Below are 22,504 nucleotides of genomic sequence, written 5' to 3'. Positions count from 1 at the left end.
TGATCAGCATCTATTTACCGTGATATATGAAATGTACATTTCACCCAAGAAAGCGGTTAGATGCATCATAATAAGGAGGCAACAATGCCGTCACTGATACATGGAATTACTTCTCTATTCACAAACTCTATTTCAACGACAAAGTCCCTATCAAAAGGGGTCCTTCGCAAAATAGCCATCATTGGCACCGTGTTTGCGCTAGCTGCGTGCGGCGGTGATGACGGTGAGGACAAGATCAAAATCGGCGTCGCCATTCCTAACTTTGATGACACCTTTTTGGTCAACATGAAGGACTCTATGGATAAGTACGCCAAAGAGATGGGTAATGTAGAGCTAATTTTCGTCGATGCTAAAGAAGATACAGTGAAACAATTGGGGCAAATCCAAAACTTCATTGTTCAGCAAGTTGACGGCATCATCCTAGTTCCGGTTAACACCGATGCAACGCAACCGATGACAGACAGCATCCAGAAAGCCGGCATCGAACTGGTTTACCTAAACCGTCGCCCTTCTTACCTGCCAGATGGTGTATCTTATGTGGGCTCTGATGAACTTCGTTTTGGTGAAGAACAAGCAAAATATGCGGCATCTAAAGTTGATGGCGGCAATATCGGCATCATCATGGGCATGATGACAGTAGAAGCGGCTATCCTTCGCACCCAAGGTGTCGAAGACTTCTTCAAGGACAAGCCAGAGTTTAACATCACCCGTAAACAAACCGGCCTATGGCAGCGCTCTCAGGGCATGATCGTAATGGAAAACTGGATCAACTCTGGCGAGCAAATCGACATTATCCTTTCTAACAATGACGACATGGCACTGGGTGCTATCCAGGCACTGCGCGCTGCCGGTAAACTCGAAGACACCATTGTTGTCGGTGTCGATGCGACCCCGGATGGCATCATGGCAATTCAACAAGGCGCTCTGGATGCAACCGTATTCCAAGACGGTGTCGGCCAAGCCCGTGGCGCATTGGATGCGGCAATGAATGCCATCAACAAACAACCCCAAGAGAAAATCACTTGGATCCCTGCAGAACTGGTTACCAAAGACAACCTAGCTGAATTCCAGGCTAAAAGTTAATCCACCACCCTCTCTATAAATAACTTATCCGGCCCTGCTACACGCTAGTTATCCGCTAGCCGCGTAGGGCCAATTTTGGAGCAATTCAGTATGAGCCAAGTAATACTTGAGATGCGTGGTATTACCAAAACCTTTCCCGGTGTAAAGGCACTTGATAACGTGCAGCTGACTCTAAAGAAAGGCCGTGTAATGGCACTCATGGGCGAAAATGGTGCAGGAAAATCGACCTTGATGAAAGTGCTGTTTGGCACATACCAGCGCGATGAAGGCACCATTCGTTACCAAGGAGAATTGGTAGATTTCTCTGGCGCCAAAGAATCACTCGAAAGCGGGATTTCAATGATTCACCAAGAGCTATCGCCCGTTCTACATCGTAATATTGCCGAGAATATCTGGTTGGGCCGCGAACCGCTCACAGGGCCATTAAGACTGATCGATCATAAAAAGATGTTCGCCGATACCGAAGCCCTACTCCAGCGTCTTGATCTCGATCTTGACCCTCGAACCTTAATGAGTGACTTGACCGTAGCAACTATGCAAATGGTCGAGATTGCCAAAGCCATTTCTTTTGAATCGAAGATCATTATCATGGATGAGCCAACTTCGGCCCTAACGGACAAAGAAGTTGCCCACCTGTTTGAAATTATCGAAAAGCTCAAATCCCAGGGCGTCGCCATGGTGTATATCAGCCACAAGATGGATGAAATCTTCAAAATCTGTGATGACATCACCGTATTCCGTGACGGTTGCTACATCGGCGAACGAGAAGCCCGAGACACCAATCACGATGAACTGGTTCAGATGATGGTGGGCCGCGATCTTGGCGATGTATTCCCCCCTCCGACGGCCAAACCAGGCAAAATCCGCCTAGAGGTAAAAAATCTGTCTGTCGATGGCTGCTTCAAGCATGTCAACTTCAAACTCCATGAAGGTGAGATATTAGGGATAGCAGGCCTTGTAGGAGCCGGCCGAACCGAACTTATCGAGACCCTATTTGGGGTTCGCGAGAAAGAGACCGGTGAGATTTGGATCAATGGCGAAGAAGTCGAAATCAAGGCCCCACAGGATGCCATCAGCCACAAAATGGCTTTCTTGACCGAAGACCGCCGTCATTCCGGCCTTTACCTGATGCTCGATATCTTTGCCAATACGTCCATCGCCCACCTCGATGCTTACAAGAGCCGAGTGGCCAATGTTCTCGACGTCCGCCAGATGCGCTCAGACAGTGAAGAACACTGTAAAAAACTCAAGGTGAAAACACCACACATGAGCGAGGCAATTGACAACCTCAGCGGAGGTAACCAGCAGAAAGTACTGCTAGCCCGCTGGATGTTGACCAAGCCTGACATTCTGTTCCTCGACGAACCGACCCGAGGCATCGATGTGGGTGCGAAGTCTGAAATTTACAAACTCATGCGCCTTTTGACCGGTATGGGTAAAAGCTTGGTAATGATCTCGTCGGAACTGCCGGAAGTTATCGGCATGAGCGACCGAGTGTTGGTCATGCACGAAGGCAACCTCAAAGGCGAGCTCGACGGCACTGAAGCGACCCAAGAAAAAATCATGTCTATGGCGTTGGCATAACCGCCTGCAGCCCAAAAACGCATATTCACTGCTGTCGTGACAGGGTGACGCAAAATTTATCAAGGAAAGTCATTATGATTGCGAAGTTAATAGAAGCAACGTCTGGTGCGAAATCGCCTCAGAATTATAAGCGCTTGATTTCTAAGTATGCCATCTACGTTGTATTCATTGCCATGTGTGTGGTGATGTCGATTCTATCTCCAGTATTCCTTACTGTAGCCAACTTGCTTAATGTTGTTACCCAAATGGCCAGTATCGGCCTGCTCGCACTTGGGGTAACCATCATCATTATTACCCGGGGTATCGACTTGTCGTCCGGCTCGGTTCTCGCTGTCGCCGCCGTGGCCTCGGCCAGTATGGCGCAAACCCTCGATTGGGGCATGCGGATGTATCCGGCGATGCCTGAACTACCGGTAATCGTGCCTATCTTGGTTGCGCTGGCAGTCGGTGCTCTCTGTGGTTTTATCAACGGTGCATTGATTGCCTATACCGGTATCCCGCCGTTCATCGCCACCTTGGGTATGATGATCATTGCACGCGGTGCGGCCCTTCTCTACTCAGACGGCCGTCCAGTCAGTAGCCTTATTGACTCCTACCAGTGGATTGGTCAGGGCACCATTGCCGGTATCCCGGTGCCGGTCATCATCTTTATCGTCATGGCAATCGTGTCCTACATCCTGTTGAACTACACCCGCTTCGGTAAATATGCCTACGCCATCGGCGGTAACGAAACAGCGGCCTATGTATCGGGCATCAACGTTAAGAAGTACAAGATCCTGGTATACACCTATGCAGGCCTACTCGCTGGTATCGCAGCGCTTATCCTATCTGCCCGTATCAACTCAGGTCAGCCTGGCCTCGGTGTAATGTACGAGTTGGATGCCATCGCATCAGCAACCGTTGGTGGTGTATCCCATGCCGGTGGTATCGGTACGATTCAGGGTACCATCATAGGTACCATGATCATGGGGGTACTGCAGAATGGCCTCGACCTATTGAACGTTTCGGCATACTGGCAGCAGGTTGTTAAAGGTTTGGTGATTGTGGTCGCTGTTGTCTTCGATATGAAGCGTCAGAAGAAGAGCAAGTAACCTTTAACCTAAATGCGCCATAAAGATAATAACAACTCGAGCCTATAAAGTATTCGCTTTACTGTAGGACTTCACGTTGAAGTGCCACGTTTCTCCCCCTAGGGTTACGTGGCTTTTTTTAGCCTCAAGCTCAGTGAAAGAAGTATACATCGATGCCCTATTGTTCATTTGGACACCAGATAGGTTAACGGCTACTTCGCTATAACCGCAAAAACCATTACAATGCGCGCGATTTTTGACACAAACCGGGCATTCCCCTTGAAACTCAGTACAAGATTAAAGCAAATTGAACAAATGGTACCACTTGGCTATGACCATGTTTGGGATTGTTGCTGTGACCATGGGCTTATCGGTGCCGCCCTTCTTTCAAGACAAGCGGCAGCCCGAGTTCATTTTGTCGATATTGTCCCGGCGCTTATGGCCGCAGTGGAAAAGAACCTACAACGTTTCTACCCAGAAGCTGCATGGGCAGTCCACTGTCAAGATGTCGCAAAACTGCCTCTAAATCGATATGACGGCAAGCATTTGGTGGTCATCGCCGGCATAGGAGGGGATTTAATGAGTGAACTCGTTGAGTCTATCCACCAACAGCATCAAAACGCCAATATTGATTTTTTACTGTGCCCGGTGAATAACCCATACACGCTTCGTCAAAAGTTGATAAGCCATCACTTTGGCCTCAAGCACGAAGTACTCATTGAAGACAATCAACGCTTTTATGAAATATTATTTGTTTCATCGACAATAGATGGAAATGAACAGATTAATGCCGTCGGCAATAAAATTTGGCACTCAGATTGCGCCGTACAAAGCGATTTAATCACCAGATATATCGACAAGACATTGAATCACTACCGCCGACTTCAGCGCGGAAACAGCAACAATATCGATACCATTATAGATAACTATAATGCCATCGCGGTTTGACTTTTCATGCTCTAAATATTCTAATAAGCAAAATATCACTACGATATGAAAGGAGTTTTTATCGTGAAAAAATTACTTAGTTTAGTTTTTATCTGCTTCACTCTCTCTGCTTGTACTGAAGTAGGCAGCGAAGCTTGGTGTGACGATCTAAAAGAAAAACCAAAAGGTGACTGGACGGCAAACGAGGCTAAAGATTACGCTAAGCACTGCATTTTATAATCATCGCGAATCAGATGCTAGGAGAGCGGTTTCCCCTAGCATCACAGGGCACTAAATCAGCAAACTCACCTGCCACCCTATGTAATATTTCGCAAGATTTCACTGGCCTGCTTCTCAAACAGTTCCTTCACGCTCAACTTATTCGTTTTAGCGATGGAAACCCACTGCAATCCTGTTTCATCTATATGTTGGAATTCGATTTGAAGCTCATATTTCCTCACTGTTGCGAGGGCCAAAAGCATACCCAATATCAACGCTAACGGAGCCGTTAAAAACCCCAATGAACCCGGAAAGATCATCCAAACCACGCTAGATACAACAAGGCCAATAATGACGATTCTTAGTGCATGGTCTTTTAAAGAATTGGTTTTGACTCTGGCTCCCCTTATTTTGGATATCGGGTATTCATCTCTTTTGAAAACAACGTTAGTGTCATTGATTTGAAAATCATCGGCAACAATCACCTTTATCTCCTATCACATAACCAATATATCCATATGTCTGTATATCAAGGCAAGGGATTGATCTTAAAATCAACAACCCTATCGATAATATATCGTTTTTCGGTATTGGTGTCTGTCTCGTCAGGCAGAAAATGATTGCATACTCACTCACATCGTAGTCACTTGTGACAAAACACCTTAATCACAACTTATCCGTTACTTTTCGCAATCCATACTGAAACATTCATTCCAACAGAGAATATTTTAAAATATTAATGAAAAAAACATTTCATATATACGCACCAGCCTTTACAATACTAAAGGAGTATTTGAAGGGAGTGAAAGATGTCTGTTGCCAACAACCTTACTGAACTGCAAGATCAAATCCGCGCGCGATATAGCGATCTCAGCAAGCGTTTACAGCAGGTCGCCCGTTACGTGCTAGACAACTCCAACAGCGTCGCCTTCGATACGGTTGCAACTATTGCCAGTCAAGCCGAAGTGCCCCCTTCGACCTTGATCCGTTTTGCTAACGCGTTCGGCTTCAATGGCTTTAATGATATGAAACAGCTATTTCGCCGCAACCTTGTTGAAGAGACCGCTAGCTATACCGAACGTGCCAAGCTTTTCAAAGAGCTAGACGCAGAACAAAGTGCGCCGGAAAGCCCTGCCATGATTTTGCAGGAGTTCGCCCGCGCCAACGCCCAGGCAATGAACCACCTTGCGGCACAAACACCGAGCGACAAACTCGAAGAAGCCATTGATATTTTAAGTCAAGCCGAAAACATCTATCTCATCGGCCTGAGGCGCTCTTTCAGCGTGGCTTCTTACCTTACTTATGCGTTGCGCCACCTAGAACGCCGCGCTTTTCTTATCGACGGTTTGGGTGGTATGTTCAAAGAGCAACTATCCATGATCGGCCCTAAGGATGCGGTATTGTCGATCAGCTTCAGCCCTTATGCACAAGAAACGATTACCCTAAGCGAAATCGCCTCTCAAGCCGGAGCCAAGCAAATTGTTATAACTGATAGCCAGGTGAGCCCTCTTGCCACCTTCAGTGATGTCTGTTTTGTGGTAAAAGAAGCCCAGGTTGAAGCATTCCGCTCTCAGTCAGCGTCTCTATGTCTGGCGCAGACTCTGGCTGTTTCCCTCGCTTACCGACAAGGTTCTACCAATGATTTTGACTCTAGTCTCCTAGGTTAGTATTCATTGGCACCCCGTACATTTTGACCTAAATGCTGCCCATATGGCGGTTTTTTATTGGTGACGACAGATTGTCTTGCAAACAGAAAAAGCCCCGCAATTGCGAGGCTTAGAGAGTGACAAGACTAAAGGGGCTATGTCTTGGGGGGTAACAGCCCCTGGTAAACATCATCACTCAGGAGGGTTTTCTGAGTATTACAGCTTAATGGTTTTACCCTGCTTCATCGACTCAAGCGCGGCATCAGCCAGTACGAGAGCATATTCACCATCGGCGCCGCCACATTCAGGGTCTTTACCTTCAAGCACATCCACGAAGTCTTGCCATTCAGCGATGTAAGCCGCTTCATAACGTTCAAGGAAGAAGTGCTGAGGTTTCGCGGCTACACAGCCTTCTTCACCCCAATGCTGTACCAGATTCTCTTTAACGTTGTGTGCCTGCAGCAGACCTTTCGAGCCGTGCAGCTCAAGACGCTGATCGTAACCGTAGCCAGAGCGGCGACTGTTGTTGATGGTCGCAATCGCACCTGATGGGAAGTTCATTACCAATACCGCCGTATCAATATCACCCGCTTGACCGATAGCGGGATCAACCATACAGCTACCGTGCGCAGTGATAGAGACCGGATCTTCACCCATGATGAAACGGGCCATATCCAAGTCATGGATAGTCATATCGCGGAACATACCACCCGATACTTTGGTGTACTCAGCTGGCGGTGGCGACGGATCGCGAGAGGTGATCACCAAGGATTCAGGCTGGCCGATCACACCGGCATTTAGCTGATTCTTTACCGTTCTGAACTGCGGATCATATCGGCGGTTGAAGCCTACCATCATAGGCACACCATGCTGGCGTACTGTCGCCAAACAATCGCGTACTCGGCTAATATCCAGATCAATTGGCTTCTCACAGAAGATCACTTTGCCATGCTGCGCAGCCAATTCAATCAAGTCGGCATGCGTATGGGTTGCAGAGCAAATACAGACCGCGTGTACATTCGGATCGGACATCGCTTCGTCGATCTCTTGAATTTTCGCGCCGTACTCTTCGGCAAGCTTCTTCGCCCCCTCTACATACGGGTCGATGATTGAATACAGTGTCGTTTTGGGATGCTTTGCAATATTTACAGCATGCACTTGGCCAATCCTGCCAGCGCCGAATAACGCAATATTAAACATGTCTCACTCCTTTGCCGGAAATTCATTATTGATGTTTTCTTGCATATTGCTCTTCGTTAATCCATTGGTGGTCATCTTCCCAGGTAAACAACCATTTACGGGTTGGCCCTGCCATTACATTGAGGTAATAGCTGTCGTAGCCTGCAATGGTTGCCACTGGGTGATACCCCTTAGGTACTTGCACGACGTCTTTGTCGTATACCGCCATGCATTCGTCCAACGAACGATCGTCGGTATAGACGCGCTGCATACAGAACCCTTTTGATGGGTTCAAACGGTGGTAATAGGTTTCTTCAAGGTAGGTTTCGTTTGGCTCTGCGTCCTGATCATGCTTGTGGCTCGGATACGAGCTGGTACAGCCCTCGTCAGTGTACACCTCAACCACCAGCAAGCTGTCGGCTTCTTTGTAGTCAGGCAGAATATTATGAACAAAACGCTTGTTGTTCCCAGCGCCGCGCTGCTCGGCATCAATATTGTCAGGTGCAATTAGGCGGGTTGGATAATTGCCTTCGCCAGGCGCACTGCAAACTGCCAGCTCAAGCTGGGTATTCGCCACCACTTTAATCGCTTCTCCTTTAGCGACATATACGGCATAAGGCTTTTTCCGCTCAAACGGGCTCTTTCGCTCGCCGATATTCTCGAAGGTGGCTGAAGGCGTGGTGATAGTGGCAAAGCCGCCGACAAGCACCAAACACACTTCATTATCACTGGCTGGCAAGTCGATGCTTTGCCCGCTTTCAAGTTCAAACGCTTGGAATCCCACATAGCCCCAACCAGCCGATTCTGGGGTAATGTTCTGGGTATTACCGTGTTGGTCGGGTGCGTGATATTTGGAGAGCAGTTTTGACATGGCGGCCTTCCCATCCCTTATAATTCGAAATTATTTTTCAAAATCATATGAGAATGAAAAAACCTTTTCAAACCATATATGAAACAAATAGTTCATTTTGTGGGCGAGGTAACACAGCAATAATTTCTTCTTTTTTCATGAAATAATTGGCATAAAAAAGTGATATAGCCATAAAAGAAAACGAGCCAGGCGATATAGCCTGACTCGTTTATTTCTTGCGGGTATAAATAGAGGAAAATTAACGACGCCGGCTTGGCAGCATATCGGTCATTGAGCCTTCTACCAGTTCGGCGGCAAATGCAAAGGTTTCAGCCAATGTCGGGTGGGCATGAACGCTATGGGCGATATCTTTCGCCGTCCCACCAAATTGAAGTACGGCACCTGCTTCGTGAATCAGTTCACCGGCGTTCTCGCCACAAATCCCGGCTCCTAGCAAAGTACCCGTTTCTTTATCAAACAGTGCCTTGGTGACGCCGTTGGTTGCACCAACACTTTGTGCCCGGCCACTGACTAGCCATGGCACTTTTCCTGTGGTGTAGTCGATACCTTGCAGCTTGGCTTCTTTTTCGGTCAAGCCTACCCAGGCGACTTCTGGACTGGTGTATGCGACTGAAGGGATAGCAACAGGATGGAACGCGGCATCCATCCCTGAAATCACTTCGGAGGCAACCTTACCTTCATGCGTTGCCTTATGGGCCAGCATTGGGCCTTTTACGATATCGCCAATGGCGAAGATATGCGGTACCGAGGCCTGCATTCTGTCATTGACTTCAACCAGTCCTTGCTCGCAAATATCGACACCGATATTTTCCAGGCCAATGCCAGAGGTATTTGGTCTGCGGCCAACGGCAACCAATACAGCATCAAAGACCTCACTATCAGGCGCTTTCTTTCCTTCAAAAGCCACGGCAATACCATCAGGCTGCACTGTCATATCGGTGACTTTGGTTTTCGTCAGCATTTGATAGGTCTTTTTCGTTGCCTTGAGCAACGGCTGGACAACGTCTTTGTCTGCTGCGGGGATAATCTGATCTTGCGCTTCGACGATAGTAATTTCAGAACCAAGCGCCGAATATACCTGCGCCATTTCCAACCCAATGATCCCACCGCCGATGATCAGCAGTTTCTCCGGGATATTTGGCAAAGACAATGCATCCGTAGAGTCCCAAATCCTAGGGTCATCCGGCGCAATAGGCAACTTGACCGAGTGTGATCCTGTCGCGACGATGGCATGTTTGAACTGTACTTGCTGCTCGCTCTCACCTTTCACTGATAGCGTATGTTCACCGATGAAGTGTCCCTCACCTTGGATGCGCACCACTTTTCTCGCCTTACACAAGTTGGCAATGCCTTTGGTTAGCTCGGTGATCGTCTCTTCTTTGTGGGACCGCAGTGCGTTGATATCGATATTGGGCGCGGAGAACGCGATACCCATTTGTGCACCATGCTTGGCATGGTCAATCAGCGATGCCGCATGCAGCAGGGTCTTGGAGGGAATGCAGCCCACATTGACACATACACCACCCAATGTATCGCGCTTCTCAACAATACATACCGACAACCCAAGATCGGCAGCCCTAAAAGCTGCAGTATACCCACCGGGTCCACCACCGAGTACAACAACATCTACGTTGATAGATTCCGTCATTATAATTCCTTCTCTGCCTAGTGATTGACTTAAGTTATAAGCATCTGGATGAACAGATTTATCCCAGACGAAGTCAAAAATAAATCGCAAAGTTGGAATATCCGATGTTGGTCCACTTAATTGAGAAATTTCGCCGCCAATATGTCTAGCAGCTCAATGTTTATGTTTTACAACGCTCGTGACACATTGCGCTTCTGTCGGTGCTCTTAACGGCTAAACGTGTAGTTGAGTGCTTGATCTAGATGAGGTAGGTAGTAACGATGGTACAGCTCAGCAGAAGCTAGCCCCAGTTTTGTGCAAGTTAATGGATCAGGTACATTCGGTCGTATTCATGAACGACGAGCTTAGTTGCTTGAAATAGGAGTGACTTCACAATTTAATTCTAACGCTTCCTATCAATATCAATTTGGCAATATAAACTATCCGCTCAAGAAAAATCCAATTATTCGTTCTTCGAGCTATACCGTGTAAGGGATTATATTTTTAAAAATAAACCTTCCGTGTAGCCATTTCTTCTTCCAGAAGCGAAGTCATTGAAAACAACAACCTTGCTACCGTAAATATTGCCGGTATTGATGGAGATTATTGAATGAGTACAGGCGCATATATAACTCTATGAATACTGGTAAATTGTATTTGGGGAACAGCATTCCTAATCCCGTATACCCTTCCAGAAGCTAACCCAATGCTTATCGCGTTTGGTCGATACATCGTCTATGGCTTAATTTCTTTGGCTTTAATTCTACTTGCTCGAAAAAACTGGGACAAGCTGTCAAAGAGCCAGTGGATCACTGCTTTCACTTTAGGTTTTGCTGGGAATGTTGGATATTACTTGTTCCTCACTAGCAGCATTTACTATAGCGGTATCACGGTATCGGCCTTGATCGTTGGGATACTGCCAGTCTCGCTAATCATTGTCGGGAACATTGTAGAGAAAGAGTATTCGTATAAAAGCCTGGCCGTTCCTGTCGCGCTCATCTTAAGTGGAATAGTGACACTCAGTTTAAACGGAGCAGATACTGGAGTAAGCGATGACTTGCTGATGGGGGCATTGCTGGCCTTTATTTCATTAAGCCTATGGACGTATTACGGGATAAAAAATGCCCGCTTCTTGAAACAGAATCCAGGAGTATCCTCTAATTCATGGTCACTATTGATAGGTGTATGCTGTCTTATACAAAGTCTTATCGCCCTCCCAATCTTAGCCATATTCACAAATGCGCTAGATTTTTCACCAAGTACTGAAAATAACTATTTAGCTGAAATTATAGCTGCCTGCCTCTTTCTTGGGATCGTCGTATCATGGCTAGCCACGATACTATGGAATCAAGCATCCCGACATTTACCCGTCACTTTAGCGGGTCAGCGCAGTTGCTGCTGACACTGCGCTCACCGAGCGATTGTGGCATTTGTGGTATTGGGATCCTCGAACTTGCAAACTGGCGATTGTGAGAGCATTCCCGGAATTATTGACTTACAAATGAGGTTCAAAACCGCTAAAGAAAAGCACTGAAAAGCTATACAATACTCGTGTTGCGAGGTCGCAGCATTGGATACTCATTCACAGAAAGCCTCAAAGTACCCATATGTCTAAAGATTTTAGTTTCACCACAGAGTACACTCTCGACAAGCCCTTTTTTGCCGAGTGTTATGATCAAACGAGCCGCCCTACTGAATTTCCAAAATCCTATTACAAAGCAATACTTTTTCTTCTTTTTGGGGTGGTTTTAGTCAAATTTGAGCTACTACCCAATAATTACGTTGGTTGGTTCTTTATTGTTTTGAGTATCATTGAGGTGCTCAGTGTTTACTTTAAGAGAACCTGGTGGTTATGGCGACAGTCAATCAGCTCGAGCTCTGGCAGCAAAGTAGGATTTCAGGTTGGCTCTACAGGTGTGAGTTATACAAGAGGTAATAAAACTCACCACATCGCTTGGAGTGAAATCGACCAGCTTCAACAAAGCGAGTTAGGTTTAATCCTTCATATGGGTAAACAGCGCCAATATGTCAGTAAATCTTGCTTAAATGACGAAGTGATCGCGTTCATGGTAGAGCAGCACGCAATATCCAAAAAGCACTAACGTCAATGCGTGCAGAATAGTGTTTACCTCTGCCGTTTTGTCCATTCTGTAATAGAATACCCGCAACCCACTCTCTTTCATATTGATAAGGAATGCCATGAGCAGCCAGAATGCACAATCAGATGATGTAGTGATTGTCAGTAACTCTTCCGACAACCCGTTTGCAATCGATGTTGCATATGCAATGGGCCAAGATGAAGATATCTCAGATGTAATCAGCATGAAGCACTTCATGAACTCTGAGTTTTGCCCACGCTTTATCTCTGATGAAAATGATATGGAGAATATCGGCAACAGCTTAGAAGGCAAGACTGTTGTTATTGTGAGTACCGGTAACCTAGTTACTAGCCGCCAAGAATTGGCCATGCACAACCTTATCATTGCACGTGCGGCCAAAGAAAACGGTGCCAGCCGAGTGGTGTTGGTTGAGCCTGACCTCTTTTTCTCCGCTCAAGATCGTGGCCCCCGTGCAGATTTGGGGGATACCCCCGGCAAGCGTGATGTAGCCGACATCAAGAAGTTTGATGGCCAACCCTTTACTTCTAAACTCTATGCACAAATGCTAAAGCTTGCTGGAGTTGATGATGTCGTGACGGTGCATAACCATTCTGTTTCAGTACAGAAAATGTTTAGTGAAGTGTTCGGTGGTCGATTCTACAACCTTATTCCTTACAAGATTTACGCCCACTACTTGTTGAATTCAAACATTTTGAGCTACGGGCCTGACGGTGAAGGACTTGTTCTCTGTGCACCTGACAAAGGTGCTCGCGACTTCGTCAAAGAGATGTACAACACACTTGGTTTATCCAAAGCGAAGTTCATCATGTTAGACAAAGAACGTACTGCTGAACGTAAGGTAGAAATCACCCTCCACGAAGAAAGTGAAGACACATTCGAGGGCCTGAACAACCCGAGTATTGTGCTATTTGATGATATGGTGCGTACTGGCTCAACCGTAGTAAAATCCTGTCAGTTCCTTCAGCAATTAACACCTGAGCGCATGGTATTTACCGTCTCACACTTCTATGCAAGTACTGAAGGTCGTGAACGTATGTCTGACCCTGCATTGGGGGAGATCCTGACGCTGAATACAATGCCAACTATCCTCAACCGTGATGAGCAAGGCCGTTTACGCAAAAAAATGGTTGTACTGAAGATTGAGAAGTTTTTGGCTCAAGAGCTGTGCAAGATCCTAGACCTACCACAGCGCTCTGAAGAGACTAACCCTTACAAAATTGACATGTCATCTAAAAATCCTCGCTTCCAGCGGAAGATTTGGTTCTCTGATCAACTGTCCGAACTGTAATCGTGGTACCTCTATATTCATAGGCTTGCCATCCAATTAGGGGAACATTTGTTCCCCTACATTTTCAACAATGATGATGCGAGAGGAATTCATGAAATATGAGACGTTGTAATATTTTTAAGAATGGCGCCACATTGCGTCAAACATACGCGTCCGTCAGTTGATATTAAATGGAGGTAATTGGTATTGTTGTGGCACGTAACCACATGCCATTGGGGGATAGCACGCTAGGTACCCCTTAATCTTTATTTATTCAACGAGAAAGCCAAACATGTCAGCTACGCAATATCAAACAAACTGGATTAAGCCTTTCACTCTTGATCACGCTGCCCTCAAGCTCGGCAAAAGCAAAGAAGAAATCAAGGCGTTGTGCGAATCAAAAGTGTTGAATGGCGGTTGGGACGACTTTATTGGCGAAAATGGCGCTTTTGTCGTTTGGCTGCCAGAAGACCAAAATGATATTACAGCCGACGAAATACGTGCTGGCGCAACAATCCACTAAGAATTCAATCAAATTTTCCACATCGTATTTCAGGTAAAGTCAACTGAATCGTTGCCAGCCCTATTTTAACCACGTTAATTCAGTAATAAATGCCTAATGAGATGGTATTTTACAAGAAAATGCGCATAATCGTTGTTTACAAGACTCTATGAAGAATTACCCATGACTAATTTTCAATATTTCTTTCATCAACTTCCTTGTTTTAACTGTAAAAAAACCAAAGTGAGCACGGATCTTGGCTGGCTAACCCCAGCGATGAAAGAAGAAGCAATCGCACAAGTGGCTACGATCATCGAGCAGGGCAACGTTGTACCTGATCTTTCGGTAAACGTGACTTGTACTAAAGAAGAAGCACGTGAATACCTACTGCTGAACTTCTTTGGCTACCCAGAAGAAGAGCTAGTGAACCAAGTTGAAGCAGAAGATGAGCAAGAAGTCGCGGACGAAATCGCAGAGCTATTTGCTGAAGGTAACGAAACTGCTGTATTTGAGCACGAGATCGCATTGCAAAGTTGCACTGATTGCGACGTTGAATAAGCTTAAGCTTAAAAAGAGCGCCGTACATAGCACGCTACTCTCTTTTAAATACCCGCTATCCCCACGGTCTACGATTCATGATGAAGCCGAGCATTTCAATCAACCTACCCTCTCTGGCACATAAAGTCACAACCGCAGGTATTTCAGAAATTAATTCAGTTATCGCACCGTATGCTTGTAATGTGAAACGCATTCGCCGCAGCCGAAACTACGTCCTTGTTGGCAGTTATAACGATCTGGTTTCGATAAAAACTGAATTGGCGCAACTTGTTAACTCCAAGAATTGTTTGAAGTGGCAGCGAGTCTATCAAAGCTTTCTTGCTGGCTTGGAACAACTTAGCGAGGAAAGTGAATATGCAACCTTTGAGATTAAGAACATTGCAGCTCTTATTGGTAAAACAGACCGTATCTTCTTACTTGAAAAACTGACAGAAATTGGCATTGATACAAAACGCAAAGCGAACCAAAGGCACCTAGAGCTTTCTGGAGCATTAACGAAGTTAAACGCGCTACAGTCGATACTACAAGACATGTCTAGTGAACCTTTAGCCGCCATCGGGAAATCAATTCAAAAGCGCCTGTCGAAATATCATGATATCGAAGAAATAGGCTTCGACTACGGTAAAACAGAGCAACCGCGCACTCTGCTTTCCTATGTAGTCGAAAACCCAGCTATTACTGTTGCCGAACTTTGCTTTAAGAGCAACTGCTCGACGGCAGATGCAAGAAAAGCGCTAGATGACTACTTCGAGCTTTAGCGCTCCACAGGCCACCATTAAGCCGCTTTTTTGGTGACATAACCGACCACATGGCCGAGTCCACGATAAGTAAACAGGGCCAATAGAATCATCAAACACCCGGCCAGCTTATTGGCTGGCATCTCTTCCGCATACCAAATCACACTGAGGATCACCGTCCACACCGGCTCCAAGATCATGATGATCGCCGCATTAGCGGCAGTGCTGTGCTTCTGCCCCATCGTCTGCATGACGTAACGCAAACTGGTCGCAACCAGCATACTCAACATAAACCATCCCCATGTCGTCATACTGACTGATTCTGGCCATGTTTCAAACAATAAAGAGGCGATCAACCCCATACAGCCTATGCTGAACAGCTGCAAGCAAGTTAGCAGCAACGTTGGGAGTTGACGGGCATATTGGCTGTTAAAGTTAAAATGAACAGCCAACATCACGGCAGCAGCCATAAACCACAACTGACTCGATGACATCTGCCAGCCATTGCCGCCGCCCAGTGATAACATCAACAGCCCAGCAAAGGCGATTGGCAATGCCAACCAGAACGTTCTAGGTGGTTTTGCCTTAAACAATGGCCACGCAATAAGCGGCACAAACAGCATAGACAGGCTCATAATAAATGCGCCTTCACCCAGGGTATCACTCACCGAAATGGCATGAATCCAAAGTAAGATGGCAGTGCCTAGAATACACCCTACCCCTAGCGCTTTGGGAATAACGGATTTGTCTACCTTTTTAATATCAGAAAAGCAAAATATAAGTAGACATAAAGAGGCCAGCACAAAACGTAAGCCTATAAAACCAAAAGCCGGCAGCCCCTGGATAGCTTCTTTCGAAAATATCCAACCGGCTGCCGCCAAGATTGTTGTTGCGACAAGTATTAAATCTGCACGACGCTCAAGGTTCATTCTTAAGCGCCCTCAATATCGGTAACAAGCAGAAAATAACAACAAATATAATTCAACGTATCATTCCAAATATTAGCCGCAACTCCTTGCCAGCCTTATCGTACTAATGCTTTCATCCCATTGAGCATTTTTTCTGCCACTTCGTAATGGTCGTGTTCCCACAATTGATCATTAAGGAACTCGCCAGAGAAGAAACCGTCATATCCTGTCTGTAGAAGTGCATCAAGCCATTCTTGCATCGGGATATCACCTTCACCGATGTAGAAACCGCGCAACTCTCTTTCATCAACCCATGGCTGACCTTCTGCTGGACGTTTACCATCAGATAGATGCACATTGTAAATCAGTGATTTATCAACCTGAGAAATCTGCTCCAGAGTGGCACCACGACATGCCCAGAGGTGCCATGTGTCTAAGACGAAACCAAAATTATCACGCCCGACCGCATCGAGCAATCTATAGTAGTCTTCCAGCGTTGCAATGGGTGTCCATGCTGCGCCTTCATACTGGAATCGGATGCCATATTCGCGACCAATATCGGCGATTGAGCGAATGTTTTTTGCGGTTAGCTGAATATTATCTTCTGTACTAAAGGCATTCAGGCTTTCAAACGCATTTAGCTGTATAGTTGGGGCACCAATATCTCTGGCAAAGCGACATAGGGTTTCTGCCTCTTTGAATACGCGTTGTTGCTCTTCTTTGGTCGCCGCTTCCACACCGCCAATAATATCAATCGCAGAAGGCGTAATATTGGCTGCATCAAGTCGTGCTTTAAATTCTTCACTGGTAAAACCGGCATTAATATAACGCCACAATTTTTCAGTATGTATTTCTAACCCCTGATAACCCGTTTCCTTTGCCAAACGAATATCAGAAAGAATATTACTATGAAGCGAACACATTCCATGAAGAGCAAAACGCATTTTAAATCCTTATCGGTAACAAATACCGTGCGACGAAGTTCCTAGGAGCCACAGCCGTGATTCCTACCCAAATAAGAAGAATCGGAAACTAAATACTCTATATTCAAGTAACTTCACAAAACACCTTCATAAAGTCACTTGAATATAGGTAGCCAAACCAAGGCTCAGCTAACCATATATGTTCTGCCAGATTAAATCGCTTATTTCACTTCCCGGCACATCAGACTGACTGCCAGTGTTTGTGCTAAATACAAAGAACTACTGAGAGAGCGGAAGCCCATAATTTCGCCTTCCTGTACTTCAAAGCAAACCTCCATCTTGCTACCTTGGGATGTCATCTGGTTATCCGTAATCGCAACAATAGGCACATTCTTTTCGAATGCAGTATCAATCAAACTGCTGGTTTCTGGTGCATAGGGGCTGAACGTCACCGTGACCAGCACATCTTTTTCATTCATCCGGCGAGTCATCGGTGCCAGCATACCGCCATGATCATCAAGCAACACCACGTTGTTGTCTGATTTCATCAAGGCATACCAGAGATAAAAAGCCACAGGGTAAGCGCGGCGCATGCCCTGAATATAAATGGTCTCGGCTTCATCGAGCAGGCTAACCGCCCTTTCAAGCTTGTGCGGAGAAACAGACATTTGTAGCTGTTCCATCGCTTCAATATTCGCTTGCCCAAAATCTTGGAAGATTGCCATTGGTGAGTCTTGGCTCACTTCTTCAGCTTCGCGCGCTTTTCTTACCCGCTCGATATAATCCCTTGGGCGATTCAGGTACTGATCACGAAATAACGCCTGCATCGAACTAAACCCTGAGTAGCCCATTGCATTTGAAAACCGGCTCAGTGTAGACAATGGAACATTAGCCTGTTCAGCGATCGTTGCCATTGTTTCGACCGCGACCAACATAGGTTGGGCCATCACAAAATCGGCAACCTGTTGTAGGCGCCCACTTAGGCTGTCGTAGCGCTTAACAATAAGCTCACGCAGCGTGTCTAAGTCAGCGGGTACTTGTTCTTCAACATCCATAATTGGCCGCACTCCTGCCCGAAAGCACTATTACAAAATAAGAATACCTCAAGTGACTGGCACTTGAGGCTATAGTTTATGATAATAATTTGAAGTTGCGAATCGCTTCTTCTTTCACAAAAGGCATTGCTTTTTTCATAAAGTAAATTCGATCAAACTTTTGTGGTTCTTCATTCATGAAATCGCGCAGGTTATGTCCCAATGCCTGGCGCAAACAGGTACCAATATTGAACTTCGATACGCGGGTACGCTTTAGCACTTCCATATCTTCGTCGCGAATACCACTTGTCCCATGAATGACTAGAGGAATATCTACCATATTCGCAATACGATCTAAACGACCAAAGTCAATTGTACATGTAGGTTCGGTCAATCGGTGTACGTTTCCAACGGATATGGCGACACAATCGGCACCGCTCTCTTTGGCAAAACGCGCGGCATCTTCCGGCTCGGTGAAGATTGATTTGATATGGTCGCGTCCTTCGTCATAAGGAACGGAGCCAATCTCGCCTTCGACCGACGCCCCCAATGCATGGGCGACATCTGCTACAGCACGGGTACGGGCAATGTTCTCATCGAGTGGCAGCTGAGAGCCATCGAACATTACTGAGCTAAAACCCGCCTTCAGCGCGCGGTAGACAATATCTTCCTCATAGGTGTGATCAAGGTGCAGACACACCGGTACTGAGCTTTTGTGCGCCAAAGGCAGTAGCATCGCCGCTGCCGTCTCAACCCCATAGAAGTCAGCGACATCTTTGTTACAAGCAAGGATCACCGGCTTGTTTACCGCTTCGGCAGCTTCGACTACCGCACAGGCATCTTCATAACCAAACACATTAAAACAAGGCACGGCATAGTCAGATGCGGCAGCCTGAGGCAAGAGTTCTTTCAAGTTTACGAGCATATTGCCCCTCCTTATTTGAACTTGGCGATCATGTCCTTGATGCCAGGGATCGTTTCGACTTGATACTCATGATGCGGGTCGAAGTGCTGGATCAGCGACTTTTCGGTTTTGCCCACGATGATGGTGAAGTAGTACATCTCGTAGCCCGGCGCCGCCACGCTTGGGTGGTACCCTTTGTCGATGGCAATCACCGAGCCGGTACGGACGTGGTAAACCGGGCCGAAGTCATCCTCGTGCTCGTAAAGGAACTGAGCACCGAAGCCAAAGTCTGGATTAAAGCGGAACTGGTACACTTCTTCGTACAGTGTCTCTTTGCTGCCATCAGGCTTAACACGGTCTTCATCGTGCTTGTGAGGAGGGAAGCCAGACCAACCACCCGCACCAACGGTAAACAGCTCACTGACCAGCAGGCGCCCGCGGTTGTCGGCATTCGACTGGCCCAGTACGTGTTTGATCTTACGGTGGGTTTTCGTGTCATCCGAGCCGTACTGAACAATATCGACATTCTCTTCACGCACGCAGAATGGCTCTAGTGAGTGTTCGAACTTACCGCCAGCAATCATGACGTCTGCGGCATCGCTGACACAATCAATGGTTGCACTGAAGCCAAGCGGCACATAGACCGCTTCGGGATTACCCTCCCACACCGACTTACGCTTACCGATATTGTCGAAAACTTCAGTCTTCTCGCCATTGGTTACGGTGATTGAACAGGTGCCGCCAGCAAGAACGATGACGGACTCATAGCCTTCAACAACGTGCTGGTGCTGCTCACTTTGGGCCAAACGGACTTGGTTGAAATAGCACAGTGGTGTCACTTCATCGTTAACATCGATGATAGGTTGGTTCTTGTTATCAAATGGTGGGATATGCTTGCCCATGGTACTTTCTCCTCACTGCCCTGCCTTTCCAACTGTCATTTGCCAGCACAGTGTGTATCTGTCTAATTGGTATGAATAAAAAGGCCGGGCCTCGATGGTTTGTACCCTTTCTAGACGTGTCCAGTAAAAATACCGGCCCGGCAGACCTAATTGCCTTTAATCACTTCGTCCGGAGGTGACTGTTAAAGGCTTTGTTCTCTGGTCTCAATAAAATCGAATAATTGTTCTTTGGTTGGCATCGCTTCAGTACAACTGGTGCCGCTGACGTTAATCGCGGCGGCTGCCGAACCGTGCTTAACGCCGTCTTCCAGCTCGCCACCGTTAACCAAGGTCCAAATCAGTCCGCCTGCGAATGAGTCACCCGATCCGAACGGCTTCTGTACCTCAACGCGGAAGATCCCCTGCTGGAAGTTGTGGCCATCGCGGCAGTACACTTTTGAGCCAAACTCACCGGCTTTGATCACCACCACCTGGGTATTGGCACGCAGGAAGCGCTCTGCCGTTGCATCGTCGTCCTTGTTGCCCGGGGCCAGCACGGTTTCCATCATGTCGAATTCTTCGCGGTTGCCGATAACGATATCGGACAAGCCAGCTGCGATGCCGTAGTAGATAGACGCATCGACATCGGTTCGCCATGAGTAAGGGCGGTAGTCGACATCCAGTACCACGAGCGTGTTGCTGCGGCGCGCATGCTCCATCGCAATCAATGTGGCTTCGCGGCTTGGGCTTTCAGACAGCGCCGTACCGGTTACCACCAACACTTTCGAGCTGGCAATGTATGCTGGGTCTACCTGTTCGGGCTTGATAGTCAGGTCAGAGGCCTTATTGCGGTAAATCAGTACCGTACAGTCACTTGGCTTCATCTCGGTGAATGCGACGGAAGTGCGCGAGCCCGAGCTGTCGGTCATCATGCCGTCAAGGTTGATGCCCTGGCCTGACATGTACTGCTTCACGTAGCCGCCGAATGCATCATCAGCGACACAACCGATAAACCCTACTTTGCCGCCTAGCTTGCTCACAGCCACTGCGATATTCGCCGCAGAGCCACCCACAAACTTGTTAAAGCCTGAAATGTCTGCCATGTCCGTGTTTGATTCACGGGCGTAGAGATCGACGCCCGCACGTCCCAACACGATGGCATCCAGCTTACGATCTTGCTGAAGTGCAATCTTTGTCATGGTCGTTCCTATTACTTGTATTCAACCCACGCGGCGTTCTGGTCTGCCGACTCGACGCACTTCTCACACAGGCGTACACCCTCGATACCCGCATCGATACCTGGGAACCAGATACCAGCAAGCGTTTCCTGATCATCACGGTCTGCCGCATCGAATGCCAGAGCAAAGCGGTGGTATAGGTTTGCCCAAGACTCGAAGTAACCTTCAGCGTGGCCACCGCCAACGCGATTAGCTGCAACGCCTTCTACGTCTTGGTACAGGTAGCCCATACCGCGGTCTAGGATGCGAGGTGGCTCGCCCTGAATTTCGTAGCGTAGTTGGTTTGGCTGCTCGTCCCACCACTCGATAGAGGCTTTAGAGCCAACAATACGGATCTTCTGCTGGTGCATAGAACCGGCGTTAACTGCTGAAGCCCAAAGCGTACCGACTGCACCACCCTTGAACTCCATCATCACATGGGCGTTATCTTCCAGCGGTGTGCGCGACTTGATAAAGCTCTGGCGCATGCAAGACAGGCGGTCGACTTCCAGGCCGGTCATCACTTCGCATAGGTAGAAAGCGTGAGTACCGATATCGCCTAGCACATACGTAGGGCCGGAAACCTCTGGGCTTACACGCCACTTCAGGCCCGGATCGTTGAGCTCGTACTCTTCATTGTGGAAGCCGTGGGCGAACTGCATGTTGATAACGCGGATTTCACCTAAGTCACCACGCTTGACCATTTCACGCGCCTGCTGAACCATAGGGAAGCCGCTGTAGCCGTACATCACGCCGATAACACGGTTGTTCTTAGCAGCAATTGCCTTCAGCTCTTCGGCTTCTTCGGTCGTGAAGGTGATTGGCTTTTCACACACCACGTGCAGGTTGGCTTCCAGCGCAGCCTTACAGATTTCGTAGTGGGTCGAGTTTGGCGTTGCGATAGATACCGCCTGGATGCCGTCTTCACGCTGGGCTTCTTGCTCGAACATCTCTTTGTAGTTGGCATAGCAACGGTCGCCATCTAGGCCAAGGTTGATACCGAAGTCACGGCAGCGCTCAGGATCAAGATCAAAAGCACCGGCTACCAACTTGAACAAACCATCACGCTGTGCTGCGTTACGGTGAGAATAACCAATCTGGCTACCACGACCGCCGCCTACCATTGCCCAACGGATAGGTTGATCAAAATGACGTTCTTCATTAAACATGGCTTCACTCCTTGTCAGGTATCCCCCACTACTTTTTGAGAGAGACCCGCGTTTCAGATATTGGAAATAGTTGATCTT

The 22,504-nt window shown here is 47.3% G+C and carries 23 protein-coding genes; 12 read left to right on the top strand and 11 right to left on the bottom strand.

The window, feature by feature from the left end:
- Nucleotides 1-84 precede the first annotated feature (84 nt).
- From C9J03_RS00725 to C9J03_RS00705, 5 genes are all read left to right on the top strand, one after another.
- Nucleotides 85-1,083, top strand: a complete 999-nt coding sequence (locus tag C9J03_RS00725) for a sugar ABC transporter substrate-binding protein (protein WP_039469447.1) — start codon at nucleotides 85-87, stop codon at nucleotides 1,081-1,083.
- 90 nt (nucleotides 1,084-1,173) lie between these two features.
- Nucleotides 1,174-2,667 (top strand): sugar ABC transporter ATP-binding protein, encoded by a 1,494-nt coding sequence (locus C9J03_RS00720; protein ID WP_039469450.1) that lies wholly within the window; start codon nucleotides 1,174-1,176, stop codon nucleotides 2,665-2,667.
- Between the two features lie 74 nt (nucleotides 2,668-2,741).
- The gene (locus C9J03_RS00715) at nucleotides 2,742-3,758 is read left to right on the top strand and encodes an ABC transporter permease (RefSeq protein ID WP_039469452.1); all 1,017 of its coding nucleotides are present in this window, start codon (nucleotides 2,742-2,744) and stop codon (nucleotides 3,756-3,758) included.
- Between the two features lie 258 nt (nucleotides 3,759-4,016).
- Nucleotides 4,017-4,685: a tRNA (adenine(22)-N(1))-methyltransferase gene (locus C9J03_RS00710; protein WP_044621870.1), complete on the top strand. Its 669-nt coding sequence runs from the start codon at nucleotides 4,017-4,019 to the stop codon at nucleotides 4,683-4,685.
- A 63-nt stretch (nucleotides 4,686-4,748) separates the two neighbouring features.
- Nucleotides 4,749-4,904, top strand: coding sequence for a DUF3012 domain-containing protein (locus C9J03_RS00705; RefSeq protein ID WP_082008692.1), 156 nt, complete (start codon nucleotides 4,749-4,751; stop codon nucleotides 4,902-4,904).
- A gap of 77 nt (nucleotides 4,905-4,981) precedes the next feature.
- On the opposite strand, the gene C9J03_RS00700 is transcribed toward C9J03_RS00705, so the two are convergent.
- Entirely contained in the window at nucleotides 4,982-5,368 is a 387-nt protein-coding gene (locus tag C9J03_RS00700; protein ID WP_039469454.1) for a DUF6232 family protein, read from the bottom strand.
- Between the two features lie 324 nt (nucleotides 5,369-5,692).
- Between C9J03_RS00700 and C9J03_RS00695 the strand changes: the two genes are divergently transcribed.
- Complete coding sequence (locus tag C9J03_RS00695) at nucleotides 5,693-6,550, top strand: MurR/RpiR family transcriptional regulator (protein WP_039469456.1); 858 nt, start codon at nucleotides 5,693-5,695, stop codon at nucleotides 6,548-6,550.
- Nucleotides 6,551-6,745: 195 nt separating this feature from the next.
- Here the strand turns inward: C9J03_RS00695 and iolG are convergent, their stop codons facing one another.
- The 3 genes from iolG to lpdA all read right to left on the bottom strand — a co-directional run bounded on the left by iolG (nucleotide 6,746) and on the right by lpdA (nucleotide 10,227).
- Nucleotides 6,746-7,729 (bottom strand): inositol 2-dehydrogenase, encoded by a 984-nt coding sequence (gene iolG, locus C9J03_RS00690; protein ID WP_039461755.1) that lies wholly within the window; start codon nucleotides 7,727-7,729, stop codon nucleotides 6,746-6,748.
- 25 nt (nucleotides 7,730-7,754) lie between these two features.
- Nucleotides 7,755-8,579 (bottom strand): 5-deoxy-glucuronate isomerase, encoded by an 825-nt coding sequence (iolB, locus tag C9J03_RS00685; RefSeq protein ID WP_044620955.1) that lies wholly within the window; start codon nucleotides 8,577-8,579, stop codon nucleotides 7,755-7,757.
- Between the two features lie 238 nt (nucleotides 8,580-8,817).
- The gene (gene lpdA, locus C9J03_RS00680) at nucleotides 8,818-10,227 is read right to left on the bottom strand and encodes a dihydrolipoyl dehydrogenase (RefSeq protein ID WP_044620954.1); all 1,410 of its coding nucleotides are present in this window, start codon (nucleotides 10,225-10,227) and stop codon (nucleotides 8,818-8,820) included.
- Nucleotides 10,228-10,846: 619 nt separating this feature from the next.
- Between lpdA and C9J03_RS00675 the strand changes: the two genes are divergently transcribed.
- The 6 genes from C9J03_RS00675 (at nucleotide 10,847) to C9J03_RS00650 (ending at nucleotide 15,411) form a co-directional block, all read left to right on the top strand.
- Entirely contained in the window at nucleotides 10,847-11,608 is a 762-nt protein-coding gene (locus C9J03_RS00675; RefSeq protein WP_082060455.1) for a DMT family transporter, read from the top strand.
- A 205-nt stretch (nucleotides 11,609-11,813) separates the two neighbouring features.
- Nucleotides 11,814-12,308, top strand: coding sequence for a YcxB family protein (locus C9J03_RS00670; RefSeq protein ID WP_044620952.1), 495 nt, complete (start codon nucleotides 11,814-11,816; stop codon nucleotides 12,306-12,308).
- Nucleotides 12,309-12,405: 97 nt separating this feature from the next.
- Nucleotides 12,406-13,614 (top strand): phosphoribosyltransferase family protein, encoded by a 1,209-nt coding sequence (locus C9J03_RS00665; RefSeq protein ID WP_044620951.1) that lies wholly within the window; start codon nucleotides 12,406-12,408, stop codon nucleotides 13,612-13,614.
- Nucleotides 13,615-13,885: 271 nt separating this feature from the next.
- The gene (locus C9J03_RS00660) at nucleotides 13,886-14,116 is read left to right on the top strand and encodes a hypothetical protein (protein WP_044620950.1); all 231 of its coding nucleotides are present in this window, start codon (nucleotides 13,886-13,888) and stop codon (nucleotides 14,114-14,116) included.
- A gap of 162 nt (nucleotides 14,117-14,278) precedes the next feature.
- Nucleotides 14,279-14,653: a hypothetical protein gene (locus C9J03_RS00655; RefSeq protein ID WP_044620949.1), complete on the top strand. Its 375-nt coding sequence runs from the start codon at nucleotides 14,279-14,281 to the stop codon at nucleotides 14,651-14,653.
- Between the two features lie 77 nt (nucleotides 14,654-14,730).
- The gene (locus tag C9J03_RS00650; RefSeq protein ID WP_044620948.1) at nucleotides 14,731-15,411 is read left to right on the top strand and encodes a ribosome recycling factor family protein; all 681 of its coding nucleotides are present in this window, start codon (nucleotides 14,731-14,733) and stop codon (nucleotides 15,409-15,411) included.
- Nucleotides 15,412-15,428: 17 nt separating this feature from the next.
- Here the strand turns inward: C9J03_RS00650 and C9J03_RS00645 are convergent, their stop codons facing one another.
- From C9J03_RS00645 to C9J03_RS00615, 7 genes are all read right to left on the bottom strand, one after another.
- A complete protein-coding gene (locus C9J03_RS00645; protein WP_044620947.1) occupies nucleotides 15,429-16,319 on the bottom strand; it encodes a DMT family transporter in 891 nt (296 codons plus the stop codon).
- A gap of 95 nt (nucleotides 16,320-16,414) precedes the next feature.
- Nucleotides 16,415-17,242 (bottom strand): sugar phosphate isomerase/epimerase family protein, encoded by an 828-nt coding sequence (locus C9J03_RS00640; protein ID WP_044620946.1) that lies wholly within the window; start codon nucleotides 17,240-17,242, stop codon nucleotides 16,415-16,417.
- Nucleotides 17,243-17,442: 200 nt separating this feature from the next.
- Nucleotides 17,443-18,276, bottom strand: coding sequence for a MurR/RpiR family transcriptional regulator (locus tag C9J03_RS00635; protein WP_044620945.1), 834 nt, complete (start codon nucleotides 18,274-18,276; stop codon nucleotides 17,443-17,445).
- Nucleotides 18,277-18,352: 76 nt separating this feature from the next.
- Nucleotides 18,353-19,180, bottom strand: coding sequence for a class II fructose-bisphosphate aldolase (locus tag C9J03_RS00630; protein ID WP_044620944.1), 828 nt, complete (start codon nucleotides 19,178-19,180; stop codon nucleotides 18,353-18,355).
- Nucleotides 19,181-19,191: 11 nt separating this feature from the next.
- Nucleotides 19,192-20,061: a 5-deoxy-glucuronate isomerase gene (locus C9J03_RS00625; RefSeq protein ID WP_044620943.1), complete on the bottom strand. Its 870-nt coding sequence runs from the start codon at nucleotides 20,059-20,061 to the stop codon at nucleotides 19,192-19,194.
- Nucleotides 20,062-20,243: 182 nt separating this feature from the next.
- Complete coding sequence (iolC, locus tag C9J03_RS00620; RefSeq protein ID WP_044620942.1) at nucleotides 20,244-21,239, bottom strand: 5-dehydro-2-deoxygluconokinase; 996 nt, start codon at nucleotides 21,237-21,239, stop codon at nucleotides 20,244-20,246.
- A gap of 11 nt (nucleotides 21,240-21,250) precedes the next feature.
- Nucleotides 21,251-22,426 (bottom strand): Gfo/Idh/MocA family protein, encoded by a 1,176-nt coding sequence (locus tag C9J03_RS00615; protein ID WP_044620941.1) that lies wholly within the window; start codon nucleotides 22,424-22,426, stop codon nucleotides 21,251-21,253.
- Nucleotides 22,427-22,504: the final 78 nt, after the last annotated feature.

The sequence above is a fragment of the Photobacterium gaetbulicola genome (assembly GCF_003025515.1).
Lineage (GTDB): Bacteria > Pseudomonadota > Gammaproteobacteria > Enterobacterales > Vibrionaceae > Photobacterium > Photobacterium gaetbulicola.
Note: the sequence above shows the minus strand (reverse complement) of the source record. Positions and strands in the feature narration are given on the sequence as shown.

What these genes read in the sequence shown, in the direction of transcription:
- C9J03_RS00725 (WP_039469447.1), top strand. Translation starts at nt 85, where the DNA reads ATGCCGTCACTGATACATGGAATTACTTCTCTATTCACAAACTCTATT.
- C9J03_RS00720 (WP_039469450.1), top strand. Translation starts at nt 1,174, where the DNA reads ATGAGCCAAGTAATACTTGAGATGCGTGGTATTACCAAAACCTTTCCC.
- C9J03_RS00715 (WP_039469452.1), top strand. Translation starts at nt 2,742, where the DNA reads ATGATTGCGAAGTTAATAGAAGCAACGTCTGGTGCGAAATCGCCTCAG.
- C9J03_RS00695 (WP_039469456.1), top strand. Translation starts at nt 5,693, where the DNA reads ATGTCTGTTGCCAACAACCTTACTGAACTGCAAGATCAAATCCGCGCG.
- iolG (WP_039461755.1), bottom strand. Translation starts at nt 7,729, where the DNA reads ATGTTTAATATTGCGTTATTCGGCGCTGGCAGGATTGGCCAAGTGCAT.
- iolB (WP_044620955.1), bottom strand. Translation starts at nt 8,579, where the DNA reads ATGTCAAAACTGCTCTCCAAATATCACGCACCCGACCAACACGGTAAT.
- lpdA (WP_044620954.1), bottom strand. Translation starts at nt 10,227, where the DNA reads ATGACGGAATCTATCAACGTAGATGTTGTTGTACTCGGTGGTGGACCC.
- C9J03_RS00670 (WP_044620952.1), top strand. Translation starts at nt 11,814, where the DNA reads ATGTCTAAAGATTTTAGTTTCACCACAGAGTACACTCTCGACAAGCCC.
- C9J03_RS00665 (WP_044620951.1), top strand. Translation starts at nt 12,406, where the DNA reads ATGAGCAGCCAGAATGCACAATCAGATGATGTAGTGATTGTCAGTAAC.
- C9J03_RS00660 (WP_044620950.1), top strand. Translation starts at nt 13,886, where the DNA reads ATGTCAGCTACGCAATATCAAACAAACTGGATTAAGCCTTTCACTCTT.
- C9J03_RS00655 (WP_044620949.1), top strand. Translation starts at nt 14,279, where the DNA reads ATGACTAATTTTCAATATTTCTTTCATCAACTTCCTTGTTTTAACTGT.
- C9J03_RS00650 (WP_044620948.1), top strand. Translation starts at nt 14,731, where the DNA reads ATGATGAAGCCGAGCATTTCAATCAACCTACCCTCTCTGGCACATAAA.
- C9J03_RS00645 (WP_044620947.1), bottom strand. Translation starts at nt 16,319, where the DNA reads ATGAACCTTGAGCGTCGTGCAGATTTAATACTTGTCGCAACAACAATC.
- C9J03_RS00640 (WP_044620946.1), bottom strand. Translation starts at nt 17,242, where the DNA reads ATGCGTTTTGCTCTTCATGGAATGTGTTCGCTTCATAGTAATATTCTT.
- C9J03_RS00635 (WP_044620945.1), bottom strand. Translation starts at nt 18,276, where the DNA reads ATGGATGTTGAAGAACAAGTACCCGCTGACTTAGACACGCTGCGTGAG.
- C9J03_RS00630 (WP_044620944.1), bottom strand. Translation starts at nt 19,180, where the DNA reads ATGCTCGTAAACTTGAAAGAACTCTTGCCTCAGGCTGCCGCATCTGAC.
- C9J03_RS00625 (WP_044620943.1), bottom strand. Translation starts at nt 20,061, where the DNA reads ATGGGCAAGCATATCCCACCATTTGATAACAAGAACCAACCTATCATC.
- iolC (WP_044620942.1), bottom strand. Translation starts at nt 21,239, where the DNA reads ATGACAAAGATTGCACTTCAGCAAGATCGTAAGCTGGATGCCATCGTG.
- C9J03_RS00615 (WP_044620941.1), bottom strand. Translation starts at nt 22,426, where the DNA reads ATGTTTAATGAAGAACGTCATTTTGATCAACCTATCCGTTGGGCAATG.